This window comes from Pseudomonas sp. DG56-2 (assembly GCF_004803755.1).
Classification (GTDB): Bacteria; Pseudomonadota; Gammaproteobacteria; order Pseudomonadales; family Pseudomonadaceae; genus Aquipseudomonas; species Aquipseudomonas auratipiscis.
The window spans coordinates 4,572,360-4,587,849 of record NZ_CP032311.1 but is presented as its reverse complement, the minus strand read 5'-3'; the positions used below and the strand labels follow the sequence as shown (position 1 = coordinate 4,587,849).

Genomic DNA, 15,490 nt, shown 5'->3' with positions numbered 1-15,490 from the left:
GATGATTCTGTCCACGCTTCCCTATTTTCTCGGTTGTCCCTCCTGGAGTGAAAACGCCTGGCGTGAGTATCTTTATCCTGCGGACGCTAAAACCGGCGACCTGCTGAGTCTGTACAGTCAGGTATTCAACGCTGTAGAAGGCAACACTACCTTCTATGCCCGACCGGCACCGGCGACCGTCGAGCGCTGGGCACAAATCATGCCCGCGCATTTTCGCTTCACCGCCAAATTTGGGCGCGACATCAGCCACGCTGGTGACTTGCGGGATCAGTTGACGGCTGCTCAGGCCTTCACCCAGTTGCTCAAACCACTCGGGCCCCGCGTTGCTCCATATTGGCTGCAATTGCCGGCAACCTTCGCGCCAGCGCGCCTGGGCGAGCTGGTAGCCTTTCTGGATGAGGTCGATGTACCGATCGCGGTAGAAGTGCGCAATCGCGCATTCTTTGCCAGGGGCGAGGAAGAGCGCGCGTTGAATCGCTTGTTGCAGGGGCGCGGTGTCGAGCGAATCTGCCTCGATCCACGCGCTTTGTTCAGTTGTACGTCACAGGCGCCGGGAGTGCTCGACGCCCAATCGAAAAAGCCACGGGTGCCACCCCGACCGACTGCTTTCAGCCAGCATCCACAGGTGCGTTTCATCGGTCACCCGGAGCTGGCGGCCAACGAACCCTTTCTGTTGCCCTGGCTGGACAAGGTAGCCGCCTGGATCGAGGAGGGTCGCAGCCCCTATGTTTTCCTGCATACTGCCGATAATCGCTTGGCCGCTGCCCTGGCTCAGCGTTTTCATCGCGGCCTGATGGAACGCTTGCCCGGTTTGCCGGCCTTGCCTGAATTGGACAGGGCGCCAGAGGCCGAACAACTCGGTCTGCTGTGAACGCCTCCTGTCATTTGCCCAGGAGCCATGATCATGGATGTACAAACGCTACGTGCCGAAGCCTTCAAAGCCCTGCATGAACGCGACAGGGCGTTTGTCATTCCCAACCCTTGGGATGCCGGTTCCGCCAAACTGTTAGCCAGCCTCGGCTTCGAGGCGCTGGCGACTACCAGTGCCGGGCTGGCGTTCTCCTTGGGGCGCCCAGACGCCGAAGGCGCCATGAGTCTTGAGGAAACCTTGGCAAACGCGCGCGCTATAGTCGATGCGACCGCTCTGCCGGTGGCGGCGGATCTGGAGAATGGCTTCGGTGACAGTGCCAAGGATTGTGCCGAGGCCATCTTGCAAGGCGCGCAGGCAGGCTTGGTGGGCGGTTCTATCGAGGACGCCAGTGGTAATGCCGAGGAGCCGATCTACAGCTTCCATCACGCAGTGGAGCGGGTCGAAGCTGCCGTGGCAGCGGCCCGTAGCCTGGACTTCCCTTTCATGCTCTGTGCTCGCGCGGAAAACCTTTTGCATGGTCGCATGGACCTGGACGACACCATCGCGCGCCTGCAAGCGTTCGCCGAAGCTGGCGCCGACGTGCTTTACGCGCCTGGTTTGCGCACGGCGGAAGAAATTCGCGCCGTGGTGCAGGCTGTAGCGCCCAAGCCTGTCAACGTGTTGATGGGCATGACTGGCGTGGCGTTGAGCGTTAATCAACTTCAAGACCTTGGCGTGCGACGTATCAGCGTCGGGTCGTCGCTGGCACGTGCTGCGTACGGTGCGTTTTACCGTGGTGCCGAAGAGATTTTCAATCAAGGCACGTTCAGCTATGGCGATCAGGCGCTGCCTTTCGATCATTTGAACCAGCTGTTCCAGCGTTGATCGTGTATGCGTAAAGGTGTAGTCCTGCTGTTCCTGGTGTTGATCGGCGCAACGGTATACGCCTGGCGTCAGGGGTGGCGTGTACCGGATGCCTGGAATCCATGGGCGGTGCTCGATGTGCGCCAGCCACCGAACCTGCTGACGCCTTATAAGCTTGGGCGATTGCAGGATAATCCGCAGCTCTGTGCACAAGCCCTGGCAAGTTCCGATCTGCGTTATCGCCCGCAAGCAGACAGCGCGACCGGAGCGCAGTGCCCGTTGCAGAACGTGGTGCGTGTCGAGGGTTCATCCGTACGCCTGAGCAGCAGTTTTCTTGCCAGTTGCCCCTTGGCGGTTGCCTATGCCCTGTTCGAACGCCATGCGCTACAGCCTGCCGCGCAGCGGGCATTTGCCCAGCCCGTGGTGCAAGTCGATCATCTCGGCAGCTTTGCCTGTCGCAACATGTACAACCGCAAAGAGGGAAGGCTCAGCCAGCATGCCACGGCCAATGCGCTGGACATAGCCGGCTTTCGCCTGGCGGATGGCCGGCGTATCAATCTAATCAATGACTGGCAGGGCGAGGGCGCCAAAGCGCGCTTTCTCAAGGATGTTCATGCCAGTGCCTGCGACAGCTTCAACACGGTTCTGGGGCCGGACTACAACGCAGCCCACCGTAATCACTTTCATTTGGACATGGGCTTCTGGCAGATCTGTCGCTGAGACTCAGGCGGCGATGCGCACGTTGTTCAGTACTACCGGACGAGCCCAGCGGGTGTCGAAGTCCAGCGCCGATTGCTGGGCTACCAGGGTAGGCTCGTCGAACGGCTCAGGTGCTTTGTCTAGCAGCTCCATTTCGAACTCGGCGATAGGCAGGAACAGCGATTTGGGAGCCGGCCCCGGGCCAGGTTCCGGTAGTGGCTGACCCTGGTTCATGACCACCGGGCGCACCCAGCTATTGCTGATGTCCAACTGGCGCTGTTGTTCGATGAGTTCGACATCGTCGAACGGCGGTGGCAGTTTTTCCAGCAACTGCGGTTCGAACTCGGCAATTGGCAGGAACAGCGGTTCGGGTGGAGCGATCTCGGTGTCCAGTACATTGCATTGACGCTGGCTGTGGATGTGCGCCAACAGCTGGCTGCCACCCAAGGGCTCGCCCGTGGCCTTGTCGAATTGCTCTATCTCGAGGGCTGCTTGCGGTTCGACTTCAGCGTGTTGCTCAGCCAGAGCGCGGGCAAAAAAATCCTGCCACAGGTGGCTGACGCCGCCCAGTGCCTGAGTATTGTGCCGGCCATAGTCGCCTACGGGCGATAAGTAGCCTGAGCTGAGCTGAAGAATGTCGGTCATGGCAGTCGCGGGCCGTAAGGTCTGGCAAAATAGCGAATACTTCGTATATCGGCAGTGGCCGACGATCATTTAATTTTTTTGAGTACAGGATTCGATGGTGGAGCAACTGGCAGACGGCGGTATCCGGGTCGAGGCGCTGACAGCCGACTATCAACCCAAGGCGCAAGAGTGGGCACAGCGTCTGGGCCTGCCTCTGGAAAGTGTGCACGCCGAGTTCGCCGTGCAGGTGGGTGCCAGCGGGCTGCAGATCCAGCAGCTTGGCCCACAGGCCCCCGGCCCGGTGCGTGTCGACTTCGTCGAGGGGGCCGCCGCGCACCGACGCGTTTTTGGTGGGGGTAGCGGGCAGATGATCGCCAAGGCAGTGGGCATTGCCCAAGGCGTTCGACCACAGGTGCTCGATGCCACCGCAGGGCTTGGCAAGGATGCCTTTGTATTGGCCAGCCTTGGCTGTCAGATGACCTTGATCGAACGCCAACCATTGGTGGCTGCACTGCTTGAGGATGGGCTGGCACGGGCAGCGGCTGACGCTGAGGTGGGGCCCATTGTGGCCCGCATGCAGTTGCTCACTGGTAACGCCATCGAGCGCATGGGTAGCTGGCAGGGCGAGCCGCCACAGGTCATTTACCTCGATCCGATGTTTCCGCACCGGGACAAGAGCGCTCTGGTGAAAAAGGAGATGCGGGTGTTCCGGCCATTGGTTGGCGATGACCTGGACGCACCTGCACTGCTTGAGGCAGCCCTGGCGCTGGCCAGTCACCGGGTAGTGGTGAAGCGTCCGCGCAAGGCGCCAATCATTGAGGGGCCCAAGCCGAGTCACAGCTTGGAAGGCAAGTCGAGTCGCTACGATATCTACCCGAAAAAAGCCCTCAAGTGATCAGGAGCGGTAGGCGCGCAAGAACACTTCAACCACCTCTGCGACATGAGCCTTGGCGGCTTCATCGTCCAGCGGCGGGGCGTAACCGAGCAAAAGGCGATAGTTCGGTGCGCCCTTGAGTAGACAGAAGAAGTGCTCCGCCGCCTTATCGGGGTGTTCGATACGAAGCAGGCCGCGCTGATCGACGCGGCGCAACAACAGTTCCATTTCCCGCAACACTCTTAATGGGCCCGCCTCGAAAAAAATCTGGCTGAGCTTGGGGTCCTGGTTTCCGAGGGTCATGATCAAGCGGGTCAGTTGCACCGACTGTTCGCTGCTGATCAATGCCTGGAAATTGCAGCCGATGTTGAGCAGCACCTGCTCCAGTGGCACACCGTCGGGCAGCTCGAAGATCAGCTCGGGCAATTGCGCCGTACACGTGGCGGAAATGGCTGCGGTGAACAGCGTTTCTTTGTCGGTGAAATGGCTGTAGACGGTTAATTTTGAAACACCTGCCGCTGTCGCGACCGCATCCATGCTGGTGCTGGCATAGCCAAGCGTAAGAAACAGCTGCTTGGCCGCCTCGAGAATTGCCTGGCGCTTTGCCAGATCCTTTGGTCGGCCTGGGCCGACGGGAGCGGTGAGATCGTTGTGCATGGGTGACTTGTACAGATTCCGGTAAGTGAGCATGGTACATCGCCAGGGCATGGCGAGGCTGACAGATATCGTCATAACGAAGCGCTGTTAATACGTTTTTTCTCTTGGGCAGACGCTTCCCCGGTTCGATTCACTGATTTAATATACTCGCGAGTATAAATATTCCAAGCGTCACTCGCGAAAGGTCATTCATCATGTTGCGCCATGCCTTGCCCCTCGCTCTGCCCATTGGTCTTGCCTTGCTGCTAGTAGCGTGTGGGCAGGAAAGTGCGCCGCAGACCTCCCTGCGCCCCGCCCTGGTGGTGCAGCCGCAACCGGCCAGCGCTGCTGCCGACAGCTATCCGGGCGAGGTGCGCGCGCGCTTCGAACCGGAGCTGGCGTTTCGCATTGCTGGCAAGGTCAGCAAGCGCCTGGTGGAGGAAGGGCAGCGGGTCAAGGCTGAGCAGCCACTGGCCGAGTTGGACCCACAGGATGTGCGCCTGCAGTTGGAAGCCAGTCGTGCCCAGTTGGCTGCCGCTGAAGCCAACCTGAGTCTGGTGAAGGCTGAGCGCGATCGCTACCAGACCCTGCTGGAACGGCAAATGGTCAGCCGTTCCCAGTTTGATAACAGCGAAAACCTCTATCGCGCCGGCCTTGCCCGGCTCAAGCAAATGCGCGCCGAATTCGATGTGGCTGGCAATCAGGCAGAGTACGCGGTACTCCGCGCTTCCCAGGACGGGGTGATCGCCAAGCGTCAGGTCGAGGTGGGGCAGGTGGTCGCTGCAGGTCAAACCGTGTTCACCCTTGCTGCCGACGGCGAGCGCGAGGTATTGATTGGCCTGCCCGAGCAGCAGTTCGGTCGCTTCAAGGTTGGCCAACCCGTGGCGGTCGAGCTTTGGTCGCAGCCGGATCAGCGTTTCAGCGGGCGTATTCGTGAACTGTCTCCGGCCGCCGACCCACGCTCGCGCACCTTTGCCGCGCGTATTGCCTTCAGCGCCGGCAAGGTGCCAGCAGAGCTTGGGCAGAGTGCACGGGTTTATATCCAGCATGACCAACAGGTGGCACTGGCGGTGCCGCTGTCGGCGTTAACCGCTGAAAATGGTCAGACCTATGTCTGGCGTGTGGATGCCAGCAACACGCTCAAGCGAGTTCCAGTTCGTGTGGGGGCCTATGGCGAAAACACTGTCCCGGTGCTTGAAGGCTTGAGTGCATCGGACTGGGTAGTGGCGGCTGGCGTGCATGTGCTCCAGGAGGGGCAACAGGTGCGGCCGGTAGATCGGTCCAATCGTGTGGTGAATCTGGCGGCCAAGGAGTAAGTCCCGATGGGTTTCAACCTTTCCGCCTGGGCCCTGCGCAATCGCCAGATTGTGCTGTTCCTGATGATTCTGCTGGCTGTTGTCGGCGCGTTGTCCTACACGAAGTTGGGACAGAGCGAAGACCCTCCGTTTACCTTCAAAGCCATGGTCATTCGCACCAATTGGCCAGGGGCCAGCGCAGAAGAAGTCTCGCGTCAGGTGACCGAGCGTATAGAAAAGAAGCTGATGGAGACCGGGGAGTACGAGAAGATCATTTCGTTCTCCCGGCCGGGTGAATCGCAGGTCACCTTCATGGCCCGCGACTCGATGCACTCGGCGGATATACCCGAGTTGTGGTATCAGATCCGCAAGAAAGTCGCCGATATTCGACATACTCTGCCGCCTGGTATCCAGGGGCCGTTCTTCAATGACGAGTTTGGCACCACCTTTGGCAATATCTATGCCTTGACCGGCGAAGGCTTCGACTATGCCGTGCTCAAGGATTACGCCGATCGCGTGCAGATCCAGCTGCAACGAGTCAAGGATGTGGGCAAGGTCGAGCTGCTGGGGCTGCAGGACGAGAAAATCTGGATCGAGCTGTCCAACCTCAAGCTGGCCACCTTGGGTTTACCGCTGGCAGCTGTACAGCAGGCCCTCGAAGAACAGAACGCCGTAAGCACTGCGGGCTTTTTCGAAACCCCCAGCGAGCGCTTGCAGCTCCGGGTCAGTGGTCGGTTCGATACCGTCGAGCAGATCGAGCAGTTCCCGATTCGGGTAGGGGATCGCACGTTCCGCATCGGCGATGTGGCTCAGGTCCGTCGTGGTTTCAATGACCCTCCCGCACCTCGCATGCGCTTCATGGGTGAGGATGCCATCGGTCTTGCGGTGTCCATGAAAGCCGGCGGCGACATTCTGGTGCTGGGCAAGGCACTGGAAACTGAGTTCGCGCGCATTGCCCACAACCTTCCCGCCGGCATGGAACTGCGTAAGGTTTCCGATCAGCCGGCAGCAGTGAAAACCGGGGTCGGTGAGTTTGTTCAGGTGCTGATCGAAGCGCTGGCTATCGTCTTGCTGGTAAGTTTCTTCTCCCTGGGCGTGCGCACCGGTCTGGTGGTGGCCCTGGCTATCCCGTTGGTGCTGGCAATGACCTTTGCGGTCATGTATTACCTCGGGATCGGCCTGCACAAGATTTCTCTCGGCGCCCTGGTGCTTGCCCTTGGATTGCTGGTGGATGACGCGATCATCGCGGTGGAGATGATGGCCATCAAGATGGAGCAGGGTTTCGACCGTATCAAGGCCGCCAGCTACGCGTGGACCAGCACCGCGTTCCCGATGCTGACCGGGACCCTGATCACCGCGGCGGGTTTTTTGCCCATTGCCACCGCGCAGTCCAGTACTGGTGAATACACCCGCTCGATCTTTCAGGTGGTAACCATCGCCTTGGTTGCCTCCTGGATTGCCGCCGTAGTATTTGTGCCGTACCTGGGTGAGCGCCTGCTGCCGGACCTCGCCAAGCGGCATGCTGCCAAGCACGGTACGGCAGACGGCGGACCTGATCCTTATGGCACGCCGTTCTATCAGCGTGTACGGCGGGTGGTAGGCTGGTGCGTGGAGCGGCGCAAGACAGTGATCGTGGCGACCATTGCGCTGTTCATTGGCAGCATTGTGTTGTTTCGCTTCGTACCGCAGCAGTTCTTCCCGGCCTCCGGGCGCCTGGAGCTGATGGTCGATCTGAAGTTGGCCGAAGGCGCATCGCTGAGCAACACGGCCGAGCAGGTCAAGCGTCTGGAGACAATGCTCAAGGAGCGTGCCGGCATCGATAACTATGTGGCCTATGTCGGCACGGGCTCACCGCGTTTCTACCTGCCATTGGACCAGCAATTGCCGGCGGCCAGTTTTGCCCAGTTTGTGGTGCTGGCCAAGACCATCGAAGAGCGTGAAGCCTTGCGAAGCTGGCTGATCGCGACCCTCGATGAGCAGTTCCCCGACATGCGCTCGCGCGTCACCCGCCTGGAAAACGGTCCACCTGTGGGCTATCCGGTGCAGTTCCGGGTTACTGGCGAGCACATCGAGCAGGTACGAGCCCTGGCGCGCAAGGTGGCGGCCAAGGTGCGCGAGAATCCACATGTGGTCAATGTGCACCTGGATTGGGAAGAACCGAGCAAGGTGGTTTACCTCAACATCGATCAGGACCGCGCGCGTGCTCTTGGCGTGAGCACCGCCAACCTTGCCAAGTTCTTGCAGAGTTCGCTGACCGGCTCATCCGTCAGCCAGTTCCGTGAAGACAACGAGCTGATCGAAATCCTTCTGCGGGGTACTCAGCAGGAGCGCAGCGAGCTTGCCAGCCTGCCGAGCCTGGCGGTACCGACCGACAATGGACGCAGCGTTGCCCTATCGCAGGTAGCGACGCTGGAGTATGGCTTCGAGGAAGGCATCATCTGGCACCGCAACCGACTGCCGAACGTAACCGTGCGTGCCGATATATACGGTAAGGAGCAGCCTGTGACGCTGGTCCAGCAGATCCTTCCCACCCTGGACTCGATACGTGCAGAGCTGCCTGACGGCTACCTGCTGGACGTGGGCGGGACAGTGGAAGACTCGACGCGTGGGCAGAAGTCGGTGAATGCGGGTGTGCCGCTGTTTATCGTTGTCGTGTTGACCTTGCTGATGCTGCAGTTGCGTAGCTTCTCGCGCACGGTGATGGTGTTCCTCACCGCACCGCTTGGGTTGATCGGCGTAACCTTGTTCCTGCTGGTGTTTCGTCAGCCGTTCGGCTTTGTCGCGATGCTCGGTACCATTGCCCTTTCAGGAATGATCATGCGCAACTCGGTGATTCTGGTTGACCAGATCGAGCAAGACATTGCCGCCGGCCTGGATCGTTGGCAGGCGATCATCGAAGCCACGGTACGCCGCTTCCGTCCTATCGTGTTGACCGCGCTGGCAGCGGTGCTGGCAATGATCCCGTTGTCACGCAGTGTTTTCTTCGGGCCGATGGCGGTGGCAATCATGGGTGGGCTGATTGTGGCGACTGCGCTGACGCTGTTGTTCTTGCCGGCACTGTACGCGGCCTGGTTCAGGGTCAGGAAGGGCGGTTAGCTACAAGCTACAAGCTACAAGTGAAGGGTTGTAAACCCCCATTTGCAGCTTGCAACCGGCGCGCTCAAAGCGCGCCAAACACCTTCTTGGCCAAACCGGTTGCAGCAGCAGCCGGGTTCTGGCGAATGCTTTCTTCCTGCTTGGCGATCATCTCGAACAGGCCATCGAGCGCTTGTTCGGTCACATAGCCTTCGACATTGGCGTTCTTGGCTTCCAACACCCCAAAGGTCGCTGCTTGGCCGGCGAAGCTGTTGTACTGTTGGGCCAGGCCAACCTGGTCGGTAGCTTTCTTGACGATGGGCAGGAACTTGGCGCGGATCTGTTCGCGGCTGGTCTTGTTCAGGTACTGAGTTGCCGAGTCATTACCGCCGGCGAGAATGCCCTTGGCGTCTTCGACGGTCATCTTCTTGACTGCATCCACCAGCAGAGCCTGAGCTTGTGGTACCGCAGCTTCGGCAGCCTGGTTCATGCTTGTCTCCAGTGCCTCGACCTCTGCACCCATACCAAACTGCTTCATCTTCTTCGCGACTTTGCCAAGGTTGCCCGGCAATTCGATGCGCACCTCAGGGTTGTTGCTGAAGCCTCCAGGGGCACCGAGTTGTTTTACGGCGACCTGAGCCCCTTGGGTCAGTGCGTCCTTCAGGCCACCAGAGGCGTCCTTCTGTGACAGGTCACCAAGTGACAGTGCCATGGCACTGGCCGAGAGCAGCAGGCCGGCGCACAAGCCGGTCAAGGTAAGAGCAGGGCGGAACATGGCAGCATCCTTATCTGTAATCGGAACGGATATCAACGAACGGCATCAACTTTGATGCGTACCGGCTGCGGATCGCTGCCGTCGAGCTGCACACCATGATGCTCGGTGTTGATGAACAGCAGCTTGCCATCCAGTTCGATACGCGCGCTGACTGCATAGCGATGACCAGGTTTTACCTGGGCAGGGTCATAGCTCAAATGAAAAGGCAGTGGAACGTTGCCTTTGACTGGACCGTTCTGGCTCGCCAGGGTGACCGCTGGGGCATCCATCAGCGATACGTCCTGCAGGCTTACGCTCAGGGTGGCAGCGGGTGGCAGGGCGATGCGCTGCAGGTAGTAGACTTCGCCGTCGAGGCTGGCCTTGGGCGCTTGCGGGGTACTGCTGCAGGCGGCCAACAGACCACCAAGAAGGATCAGGGACAGCTTTTTCATTTGTAACTCCTTTATGCCGGGGTATCGGTGGTGTCTTCATTGCGGTGCAAGGCCACCTGGCGGATCGACAAGCGTATCTCCGCGGAGAGCACGCGTTTGGCCGCCCCTTCGGCCAATTCACTCAGTTTTTCATGGTACCCAAGTTTGCCGTTTGTATCCGGGCGCAACACACCCTGTGTGATCTGGGTCTGGATGAAGTGGCGGAACAAGGTCTTGTCAAAGAACTCAGGCGCATTGAGGCCGTGCAGAATCGACAGGCGTTGGGCCATGACCACGCACAAGTCTTCAAGCTCTTCAGCGCTCAGGGTGTGCTGGCCACTATTGAGCAGCAAAGCGGTCGCCATGTAGAAGCGTTGCAGAGTCTGGGTAATGGCCCGGGCCAGCAATGTCAGCAAGACAAACTGACGCGAGCTGGGTGCCGGACGCAAATACACGCCGTTTTCATAGCGCAGCAGGCCTTGCTCGACGAATGCTTGCAGCCACTGGTCAATTATCGCCTCCAGTTCCTGCGGCCCCCAGCGAATGAAAAGTTCGGACTGTAGATATGGGTACAAGGCCCGGGTGTACTGCAGGATCAACTCGCGGCTCATGCGCGAGCTGCTCTGGAAGAAGCTCGCCAGCAATGCCGGCAGGGCGAAGATGTGCAGGACATTGTTGCGGTAGTAGGTCATCAGGACCGCGTTCTGCTCGTCCAGGTAGAGAATTCTGCCCAGGGCATCGCTTTGCTCGGCCAACAAGTCCATACCCTTGACGTAGCTGATCAGGGCCAGGCCGTCGCCTTCGGGCAAGGTGGTGTGCGGCGAGTAAGGCACTTTGCGCAGCAACGCCAGGTACAGATCCAACACCCGTGCCAGGGCGCGTTCGTCCAGGGCCAGGCGGCTGGTAGAGAGCAGCGCGAGGGCCACCAGATTGACCGGATTGATCGCCGCTGCCTCGTTGAGATGCTGGGCAACTTTTTCACCCAGGCGGGAGGTGGTCTCATTGAGCCAGGCCGGGCGGAACTGTGGCGCATAGGACTGCTCGCGCCAGCCAGGTTGTTGCTGGTCGAGGAAGGCGCCGAGGCGGATCGGCTCGCCGAAGTTCACCGCTACCTGACCGAAACGCTGCTTGAGGGCACCCACGACTTTGAAAATATCGAAGATCGATTCTTTCTTCTTGCTCGCACCGCGCAGCTCGCCCAGGTAGGTACGCCCTTCCAGGACTCGTTCATAGCCGATGTACACCGGCACGAAGACGATTGGGGTGCGAGATGAACGCAGGTAGCTGCGCAGGGTGATAGCCAGCATGCCGGTTTTGGGTTGCAGCATGCGACCGGTTCGCGAGCGGCCGCCTTCGACGAAGTACTCGACCGGGAAGCCCTTGGTGAACAGGGTGTGCAGGTATTCGTTGAACACCGCCGTGTACAGTGGATTGCCCTTGAACGTGCGGCGCATGAAAAATGCCCCACCACGGCGCAGCAGGCCGCCGATCACCGGCATGTTCAGGTTGATCCCGGCGGCAATGTGCGGTGGTGTCAAGCCGTTGCGAAACAGCAGGTAGGACAACAGCAGATAATCGATGTGACTTCGGTGGCAAGGCACGTAGATAACTTCGTGGCCTGGAGCGATGCCTTGCACTTGCTCGATGTGATTGACCTTGATGCCATCATAGATTTTGTTCCAGAACCAGCTGAGCACCACTTCGAGAAAACGAATGGCGGTGTAGGTGTAGTCCGAGGCTATCTCGTTGCCGTAGCGCAAGGCCTGCGCCTCGGCTTTGGCAAGGGTGATTTTCTCCCGCTCGGCCTCGTCGGCGATGGCCTGGCGCACCAACGGATCGTGGACCAGGCCTTTTACCAGGTTACGACGGTGCGAGATATCCGGGCCAATGACCGCGGTTTTGAGGTTGCGAAAGTGCACTCGCAGCATGCGTTGAGCCATGCGCACCGTGCGCTCATGACCCTTGTCGTGCTGGACCAGCTCTCGCAGGTGAATCGGAGCAGAGAACTGCACCCGGGTTTTGCGTCCCAGAATCAGTACCGTCAACAACCGACGCAGCCGTCCGGTAACCGCCCAACTATCGGCAAACAGCAGCTTCCACGGGCTGGACTCACTGGCAGGCGATTGCCCCCAGAACACACTGACCGGAATGATCTGCGCGTCTTCTTCTGCATGCTGGCTGATGACATTGACCAGTCGCGACAGTGTCGGTGGCGCGCCACGTTTGTCTTGACGGCCCAGCCAATCAGGCTCGGGAGTCAGGTAGAAAAACGCCGCGGGTTCGAGCAGGGTGCCAACGGCTACCGGCAATACCGGGCGTGGAAGCCCCGCTTTGGTGCACTCACGGTCAAGCACTGCCAGATCGGTCAGGGAGGGTGATTGAAGGGCGTAGAACACTGGTCGGCTGCGATCCAGATTCAGGGTGAAGGAGGACTGGTTGATGGTCTCGGAGCGAACCCACAGGTACAACAGGCGACGCAGGGCGCCAAAGATCAGACGGCGCAGGGGAGAACGGGTCATACAGTGTGTGCTCTGGGTGATATTTTGAGTGATTGCTCAGCCGGTTAGTGTGACGTATCTGCGCAAGTTCAGCAAAATGCTCGCCCGTCATAAAAAATATTTCTAGCCTGACATATACTCGGTCCGCAGCTTGCAGGGTAATGCTCAAGCTGCGACAGCGAAGGAGGGTGATCCTTCGCTTGCAAGGCGATTCCAAAATAAAAATTCGGAGTAGTTCAGATGTCGTCTCGTGAGACTGGAAGTGTAAAGTGGTTCAACGACGCTAAAGGTTATGGCTTCATTCAGCGTGGAGATGGTGCGGATGTGTTCGTTCACTACCGTGCCATTCGTGGTGAGGGACATCGCACCCTGATCGAAGGCCAGCAGGTCGAATACAATCTGACTCAGGGCCAGAAAGGCTTGCAGGCAGAAGACGTTATAGGCCTCTGACCCCGCAAGAATGAAGCTGTAAGCTACAAGTTGACCGTGCTCGACTTGTAGCTTGCAGCCCACCGCGTGAAGCTACTGCGTCCGCCAGGTGATTTCTTCTTCGCCATCGGCACTGATGCGAATCCAGCGATCGGCATCTTCCTCACCTTCTTCTTCGACCCAACTGCCAGGTGCGCAACGCACTTCGACGTTCAGGGCAGCGAACGCAGCGCGAGCGCAGGCGATGTCGTCATCCCACGGGGTCTTGTCACTTTCCAAGTACAAACTGTTCCATTTGCCCACAGCCTTCGGTAACCAGGTAACCGGAATGTTACCGGCCATGCACTTGTAGGTCTGGCCTTTCTGCTGCCATTCACTGCAAGGGCCCAGTGCTTCGGTCAGCCACGCAGCGATCTGTTTGTGATCGACGTCGGCGTCTTTGAGGTAAATCTCGATATCGGGTTGGCGCATTGGGGACTCCGGGTGTGCTCAGTCTTGGCGCACGAAATAGTCGTATCGCATCGAGACCGTGACCTCGAAAGGCTCGGCCTGCTCGATGACGCGGGCTCGTTTTTCAGCGCTGGCGCGCCAGCCATGGGGCGTCATGGCCAGCAAGTCGGCGCGGGATTTGCCATCGACAAGGGTCAAGCGGAATTTGAGGATTTCGCTGTGAGCGTGCTGCATACCTGCCGGGACCAATGCCAAATGCTTGTCGTCGGCGTAGTCGCGCACTTCATCATAAAGCTTGTGGCGCAGTTCGATCAGGTGCTCGTTGGTTGGGCCGACGCGCATCAGGCCACCCCCCGGCGCGAGCAGGCGCATGGCTTCCTGCCAGTCGAGCGGGCTGAATACGCTGGCCAGGAACTGGCAGCTGGCATCAGCCAGGGGTATGCGGGCCATGCTCGCCACCAGCCAAGTCAGCGCCGGGTTGCGTCTGCAGGCGCGTTTGACCGCTTCGCGGGAAATGTCCAGGGCGTAGCCGTCGGCGTTGGGCAGCGCCTGGGCAATCTGTGCGGTGTAATAGCCCTCGCCACAGCCGATATCCAGCCAGCGCTGTGGTGCCCGTTCAGCAGCAAGCTCTGCCAGCCGGCGGGCTACCGGGGCGTAATGCCCGGCATTGAGAAAGTCGCGGCGGGCTTCCACCATTGCCTGGTTATCACCTGGGTCGCGACTGTTCTTGTGCTGCACCGGCAACAGGTTCAGGTAGCCCTGACGAGCACGATCGAAGCGGTGTCCGGCCGGGCAGGCCACGCCGTTGTCGAGGGTGCTCAGCGGGGCGCTGCAGAGGGGGCAGGTGAGCATCAGGCAAGCAACCGGGTGAGGGTCTGGTAATAGATTTCGGTCAGGACGTCGAGGTCGCTGGCCAGAATTCGCTCGTTGACCTGATGGATAGTGGCATTGACCGGGCCCAGTTCAACCACTTGAGTACCCAGGGTGGCAATGAAGCGACCATCGGAAGTACCACCGCTGGTCGAGGCTTGGGTGTCACGGCCGGTGACCGCCTTGATGCTGGCCGACACCGCATCGAGCAGGGCACCCGGTTCGGTCAGGAAAGGCAGGCCGGACAACGCCCAGTCAACGTGCCAATCGAGTTGGTGCTTGTCGAGAATAGCTGCGACCCGCTGTTGCAGGCCTTCGACGGTCGACTCGGTGGAAAAGCGGAAGTTGAACAGTGCCGTCAGCTCGCCCGGCACAACGTTGGTCGCGCCCGTGCCTGAGTTCAGGTTGGAGATCTGGAAGCTGGTCGGCGGGAAGAATGCGTTGCCCTCGTCCCAGTGTTCGGCGGCCAGCTCTGCCAGCGCCGGGGTGGCGAGATGAATCGGGTTTTTCGCCAGGTGCGGATACGCTACATGACCTTGTACACCCCGCACTGTCAGTTTGGCGCCGAGCGAGCCGCGTCGGCCGTTCTTGACCACGTCACCGACCAGGCTGGTGCTCGACGGTTCACCGACGATGCACCAGTCCAGACGCTCTTTACGTGCAGCCAGACGCTCGACCACCGCCTTGGTGCCATGGTGGGCCGGGCCTTCCTCGTCGCTGGTAATCAGAAAGGCGACTTTACCGCGGTGATTCGGATAGTCGGCGACGAAACGCTCGGTGGCCACGACCATGGCTGCCAGGCTGCCTTTCATGTCAGCAGCACCGCGGCCACAGAGCATGCCATCGGCATCGATCAGTGCATCGAAGGGATCATTTTGCCAAGCTTGCACCGGGCCGGTGGGTACGACGTCGGTGTGGCCGGCAAAGCACAACACCGGACCTTCCTGGTTGCCATGGGTGGCCCAGAAGTTATCGACATCCTCGATGCGCATTGGCTCGAGCATGAAGCCGGCATCACCCAGGCGCTGCATCATTTGTTTCTGGCAGTCGAAGTCCAGAGGGGTTACCGAAGGACGACGGATCAGGTCGCAGGCCAGTTCTAAGGTAGGCGAAAGGTCGGCTGAGGCCGTCATTGAAGGAA

Annotated in this window: 15 protein-coding genes; 7 read left to right on the top strand and 8 right to left on the bottom strand. The window is 59.8% G+C overall.

The genetic code is table 11. From position 1 onward, the window contains the following. The first annotated feature begins 1 nt into the window (after nt 1). Genes D3Z90_RS21075 through D3Z90_RS21065 form a run of 3 tightly spaced genes read left to right on the top strand, consistent with a single transcriptional unit; the run spans nt 2 to nt 2,434 of the window. Nucleotides 2-871: a DUF72 domain-containing protein gene (locus D3Z90_RS21075; protein WP_136477849.1), complete on the top strand. Its 870-nt coding sequence runs from the start codon at nt 2-4 to the stop codon at nt 869-871. A gap of 33 nt (nt 872-904) precedes the next feature. Continuing rightward, nucleotides 905-1,735 carry an oxaloacetate decarboxylase gene (locus tag D3Z90_RS21070; protein WP_136477848.1) on the top strand — a complete coding sequence of 277 codons (831 nt, stop codon included), beginning with the start codon at nt 905-907 and terminating at the stop codon, nt 1,733-1,735. Between the two features lie 6 nt (nt 1,736-1,741). Beyond that, nucleotides 1,742-2,434 (top strand): extensin family protein, encoded by a 693-nt coding sequence (locus D3Z90_RS21065; protein WP_136477847.1) that lies wholly within the window; start codon nt 1,742-1,744, stop codon nt 2,432-2,434. Between the two features lie 3 nt (nt 2,435-2,437). On the opposite strand, the gene D3Z90_RS21060 is transcribed toward D3Z90_RS21065, so the two are convergent. Next, nucleotides 2,438-3,058 carry an energy transducer TonB gene (locus tag D3Z90_RS21060; RefSeq protein ID WP_136477846.1) on the bottom strand — a complete coding sequence of 207 codons (621 nt, stop codon included), beginning with the start codon at nt 3,056-3,058 and terminating at the stop codon, nt 2,438-2,440. A gap of 94 nt (nt 3,059-3,152) precedes the next feature. On the opposite strand from D3Z90_RS21060, the gene D3Z90_RS21055 reads away from it, so the two are divergent. Next, nucleotides 3,153-3,932: a class I SAM-dependent methyltransferase gene (locus tag D3Z90_RS21055; RefSeq protein ID WP_136477845.1), complete on the top strand. Its 780-nt coding sequence runs from the start codon at nt 3,153-3,155 to the stop codon at nt 3,930-3,932. Here the strand turns inward: D3Z90_RS21055 and D3Z90_RS21050 are convergent, their stop codons facing one another. Next, on the bottom strand, nt 3,933-4,601 hold the full coding sequence (locus tag D3Z90_RS21050; protein ID WP_256658265.1) for a TetR/AcrR family transcriptional regulator: 669 nt from the start codon (nt 4,599-4,601) through the stop codon (nt 3,933-3,935). Nucleotides 4,602-4,762: 161 nt separating this feature from the next. Here D3Z90_RS21050 and D3Z90_RS21045 point away from each other — a divergent pair, with 161 nt between their 5' ends. Next, complete coding sequence (locus D3Z90_RS21045; RefSeq protein WP_136477844.1) at nt 4,763-5,863, top strand: efflux RND transporter periplasmic adaptor subunit; 1,101 nt, start codon at nt 4,763-4,765, stop codon at nt 5,861-5,863. Nucleotides 5,864-5,869: 6 nt separating this feature from the next. Beyond that, nucleotides 5,870-8,938, top strand: coding sequence for an efflux RND transporter permease subunit (locus D3Z90_RS21040; protein ID WP_136477843.1), 3,069 nt, complete (start codon nt 5,870-5,872; stop codon nt 8,936-8,938). A gap of 64 nt (nt 8,939-9,002) precedes the next feature. On the opposite strand, the gene D3Z90_RS21035 is transcribed toward D3Z90_RS21040, so the two are convergent. From D3Z90_RS21035 to plsB, 3 genes are read right to left on the bottom strand one after another with little or no spacing between them, the layout of a single operon-like run. Next, the gene (locus tag D3Z90_RS21035; RefSeq protein WP_136477842.1) at nt 9,003-9,692 is read right to left on the bottom strand and encodes a DUF4197 domain-containing protein; all 690 of its coding nucleotides are present in this window, start codon (nt 9,690-9,692) and stop codon (nt 9,003-9,005) included. 32 nt (nt 9,693-9,724) lie between these two features. Then, nucleotides 9,725-10,123, bottom strand: coding sequence for a YbaY family lipoprotein (locus tag D3Z90_RS21030; RefSeq protein WP_136477841.1), 399 nt, complete (start codon nt 10,121-10,123; stop codon nt 9,725-9,727). An 11-nt stretch (nt 10,124-10,134) separates the two neighbouring features. After that, nucleotides 10,135-12,621: a glycerol-3-phosphate 1-O-acyltransferase PlsB gene (gene plsB, locus D3Z90_RS21025; protein WP_136477840.1), complete on the bottom strand. Its 2,487-nt coding sequence runs from the start codon at nt 12,619-12,621 to the stop codon at nt 10,135-10,137. Between the two features lie 219 nt (nt 12,622-12,840). Here plsB and D3Z90_RS21020 point away from each other — a divergent pair, with 219 nt between their 5' ends. After that, entirely contained in the window at nt 12,841-13,050 is a 210-nt protein-coding gene (locus tag D3Z90_RS21020; RefSeq protein ID WP_136477839.1) for a cold shock domain-containing protein, read from the top strand. 72 nt (nt 13,051-13,122) lie between these two features. On the opposite strand, the gene D3Z90_RS21015 is transcribed toward D3Z90_RS21020, so the two are convergent. From D3Z90_RS21015 to dapE, 3 genes are read right to left on the bottom strand one after another with little or no spacing between them, the layout of a single operon-like run. Then, a complete protein-coding gene (locus D3Z90_RS21015) occupies nt 13,123-13,500 on the bottom strand; it encodes a hypothetical protein (RefSeq protein WP_136477838.1) in 378 nt (125 codons plus the stop codon). An 18-nt stretch (nt 13,501-13,518) separates the two neighbouring features. Next, on the bottom strand, nt 13,519-14,331 hold the full coding sequence (locus tag D3Z90_RS21010; protein ID WP_136477837.1) for a putative RNA methyltransferase: 813 nt from the start codon (nt 14,329-14,331) through the stop codon (nt 13,519-13,521). Then, complete coding sequence (gene dapE / locus D3Z90_RS21005; protein WP_136477836.1) at nt 14,331-15,482, bottom strand: succinyl-diaminopimelate desuccinylase; 1,152 nt, start codon at nt 15,480-15,482, stop codon at nt 14,331-14,333. Before dapE ends, D3Z90_RS21010 begins: the two co-directional genes overlap by 1 nt. Nucleotides 15,483-15,490 lie beyond the last annotated feature (8 nt).

Bases quoted from the DNA above. Each gene is read 5' to 3' on its own strand.
- D3Z90_RS21075 (WP_136477849.1), top strand. From the start codon at position 2: ATGATTCTGTCCACGCTTCCCTATTTTCTCGGTTGTCCCTCCTGGAGT.
- D3Z90_RS21070 (WP_136477848.1), top strand. From the start codon at position 905: ATGGATGTACAAACGCTACGTGCCGAAGCCTTCAAAGCCCTGCATGAA.
- D3Z90_RS21065 (WP_136477847.1), top strand. From the start codon at position 1,742: ATGCGTAAAGGTGTAGTCCTGCTGTTCCTGGTGTTGATCGGCGCAACG.
- D3Z90_RS21060 (WP_136477846.1), bottom strand. From the start codon at position 3,058: ATGACCGACATTCTTCAGCTCAGCTCAGGCTACTTATCGCCCGTAGGC.
- D3Z90_RS21055 (WP_136477845.1), top strand. From the start codon at position 3,153: ATGGTGGAGCAACTGGCAGACGGCGGTATCCGGGTCGAGGCGCTGACA.
- D3Z90_RS21050 (WP_256658265.1), bottom strand. From the start codon at position 4,601: ATGCTCACTTACCGGAATCTGTACAAGTCACCCATGCACAACGATCTC.
- D3Z90_RS21045 (WP_136477844.1), top strand. From the start codon at position 4,763: ATGTTGCGCCATGCCTTGCCCCTCGCTCTGCCCATTGGTCTTGCCTTG.
- D3Z90_RS21040 (WP_136477843.1), top strand. From the start codon at position 5,870: ATGGGTTTCAACCTTTCCGCCTGGGCCCTGCGCAATCGCCAGATTGTG.
- D3Z90_RS21035 (WP_136477842.1), bottom strand. From the start codon at position 9,692: ATGTTCCGCCCTGCTCTTACCTTGACCGGCTTGTGCGCCGGCCTGCTG.
- D3Z90_RS21030 (WP_136477841.1), bottom strand. From the start codon at position 10,123: ATGAAAAAGCTGTCCCTGATCCTTCTTGGTGGTCTGTTGGCCGCCTGC.
- plsB (WP_136477840.1), bottom strand. From the start codon at position 12,621: ATGACCCGTTCTCCCCTGCGCCGTCTGATCTTTGGCGCCCTGCGTCGC.
- D3Z90_RS21020 (WP_136477839.1), top strand. From the start codon at position 12,841: ATGTCGTCTCGTGAGACTGGAAGTGTAAAGTGGTTCAACGACGCTAAA.
- D3Z90_RS21015 (WP_136477838.1), bottom strand. From the start codon at position 13,500: ATGCGCCAACCCGATATCGAGATTTACCTCAAAGACGCCGACGTCGAT.
- D3Z90_RS21010 (WP_136477837.1), bottom strand. From the start codon at position 14,331: ATGCTCACCTGCCCCCTCTGCAGCGCCCCGCTGAGCACCCTCGACAAC.
- dapE (WP_136477836.1), bottom strand. From the start codon at position 15,482: ATGACGGCCTCAGCCGACCTTTCGCCTACCTTAGAACTGGCCTGCGAC.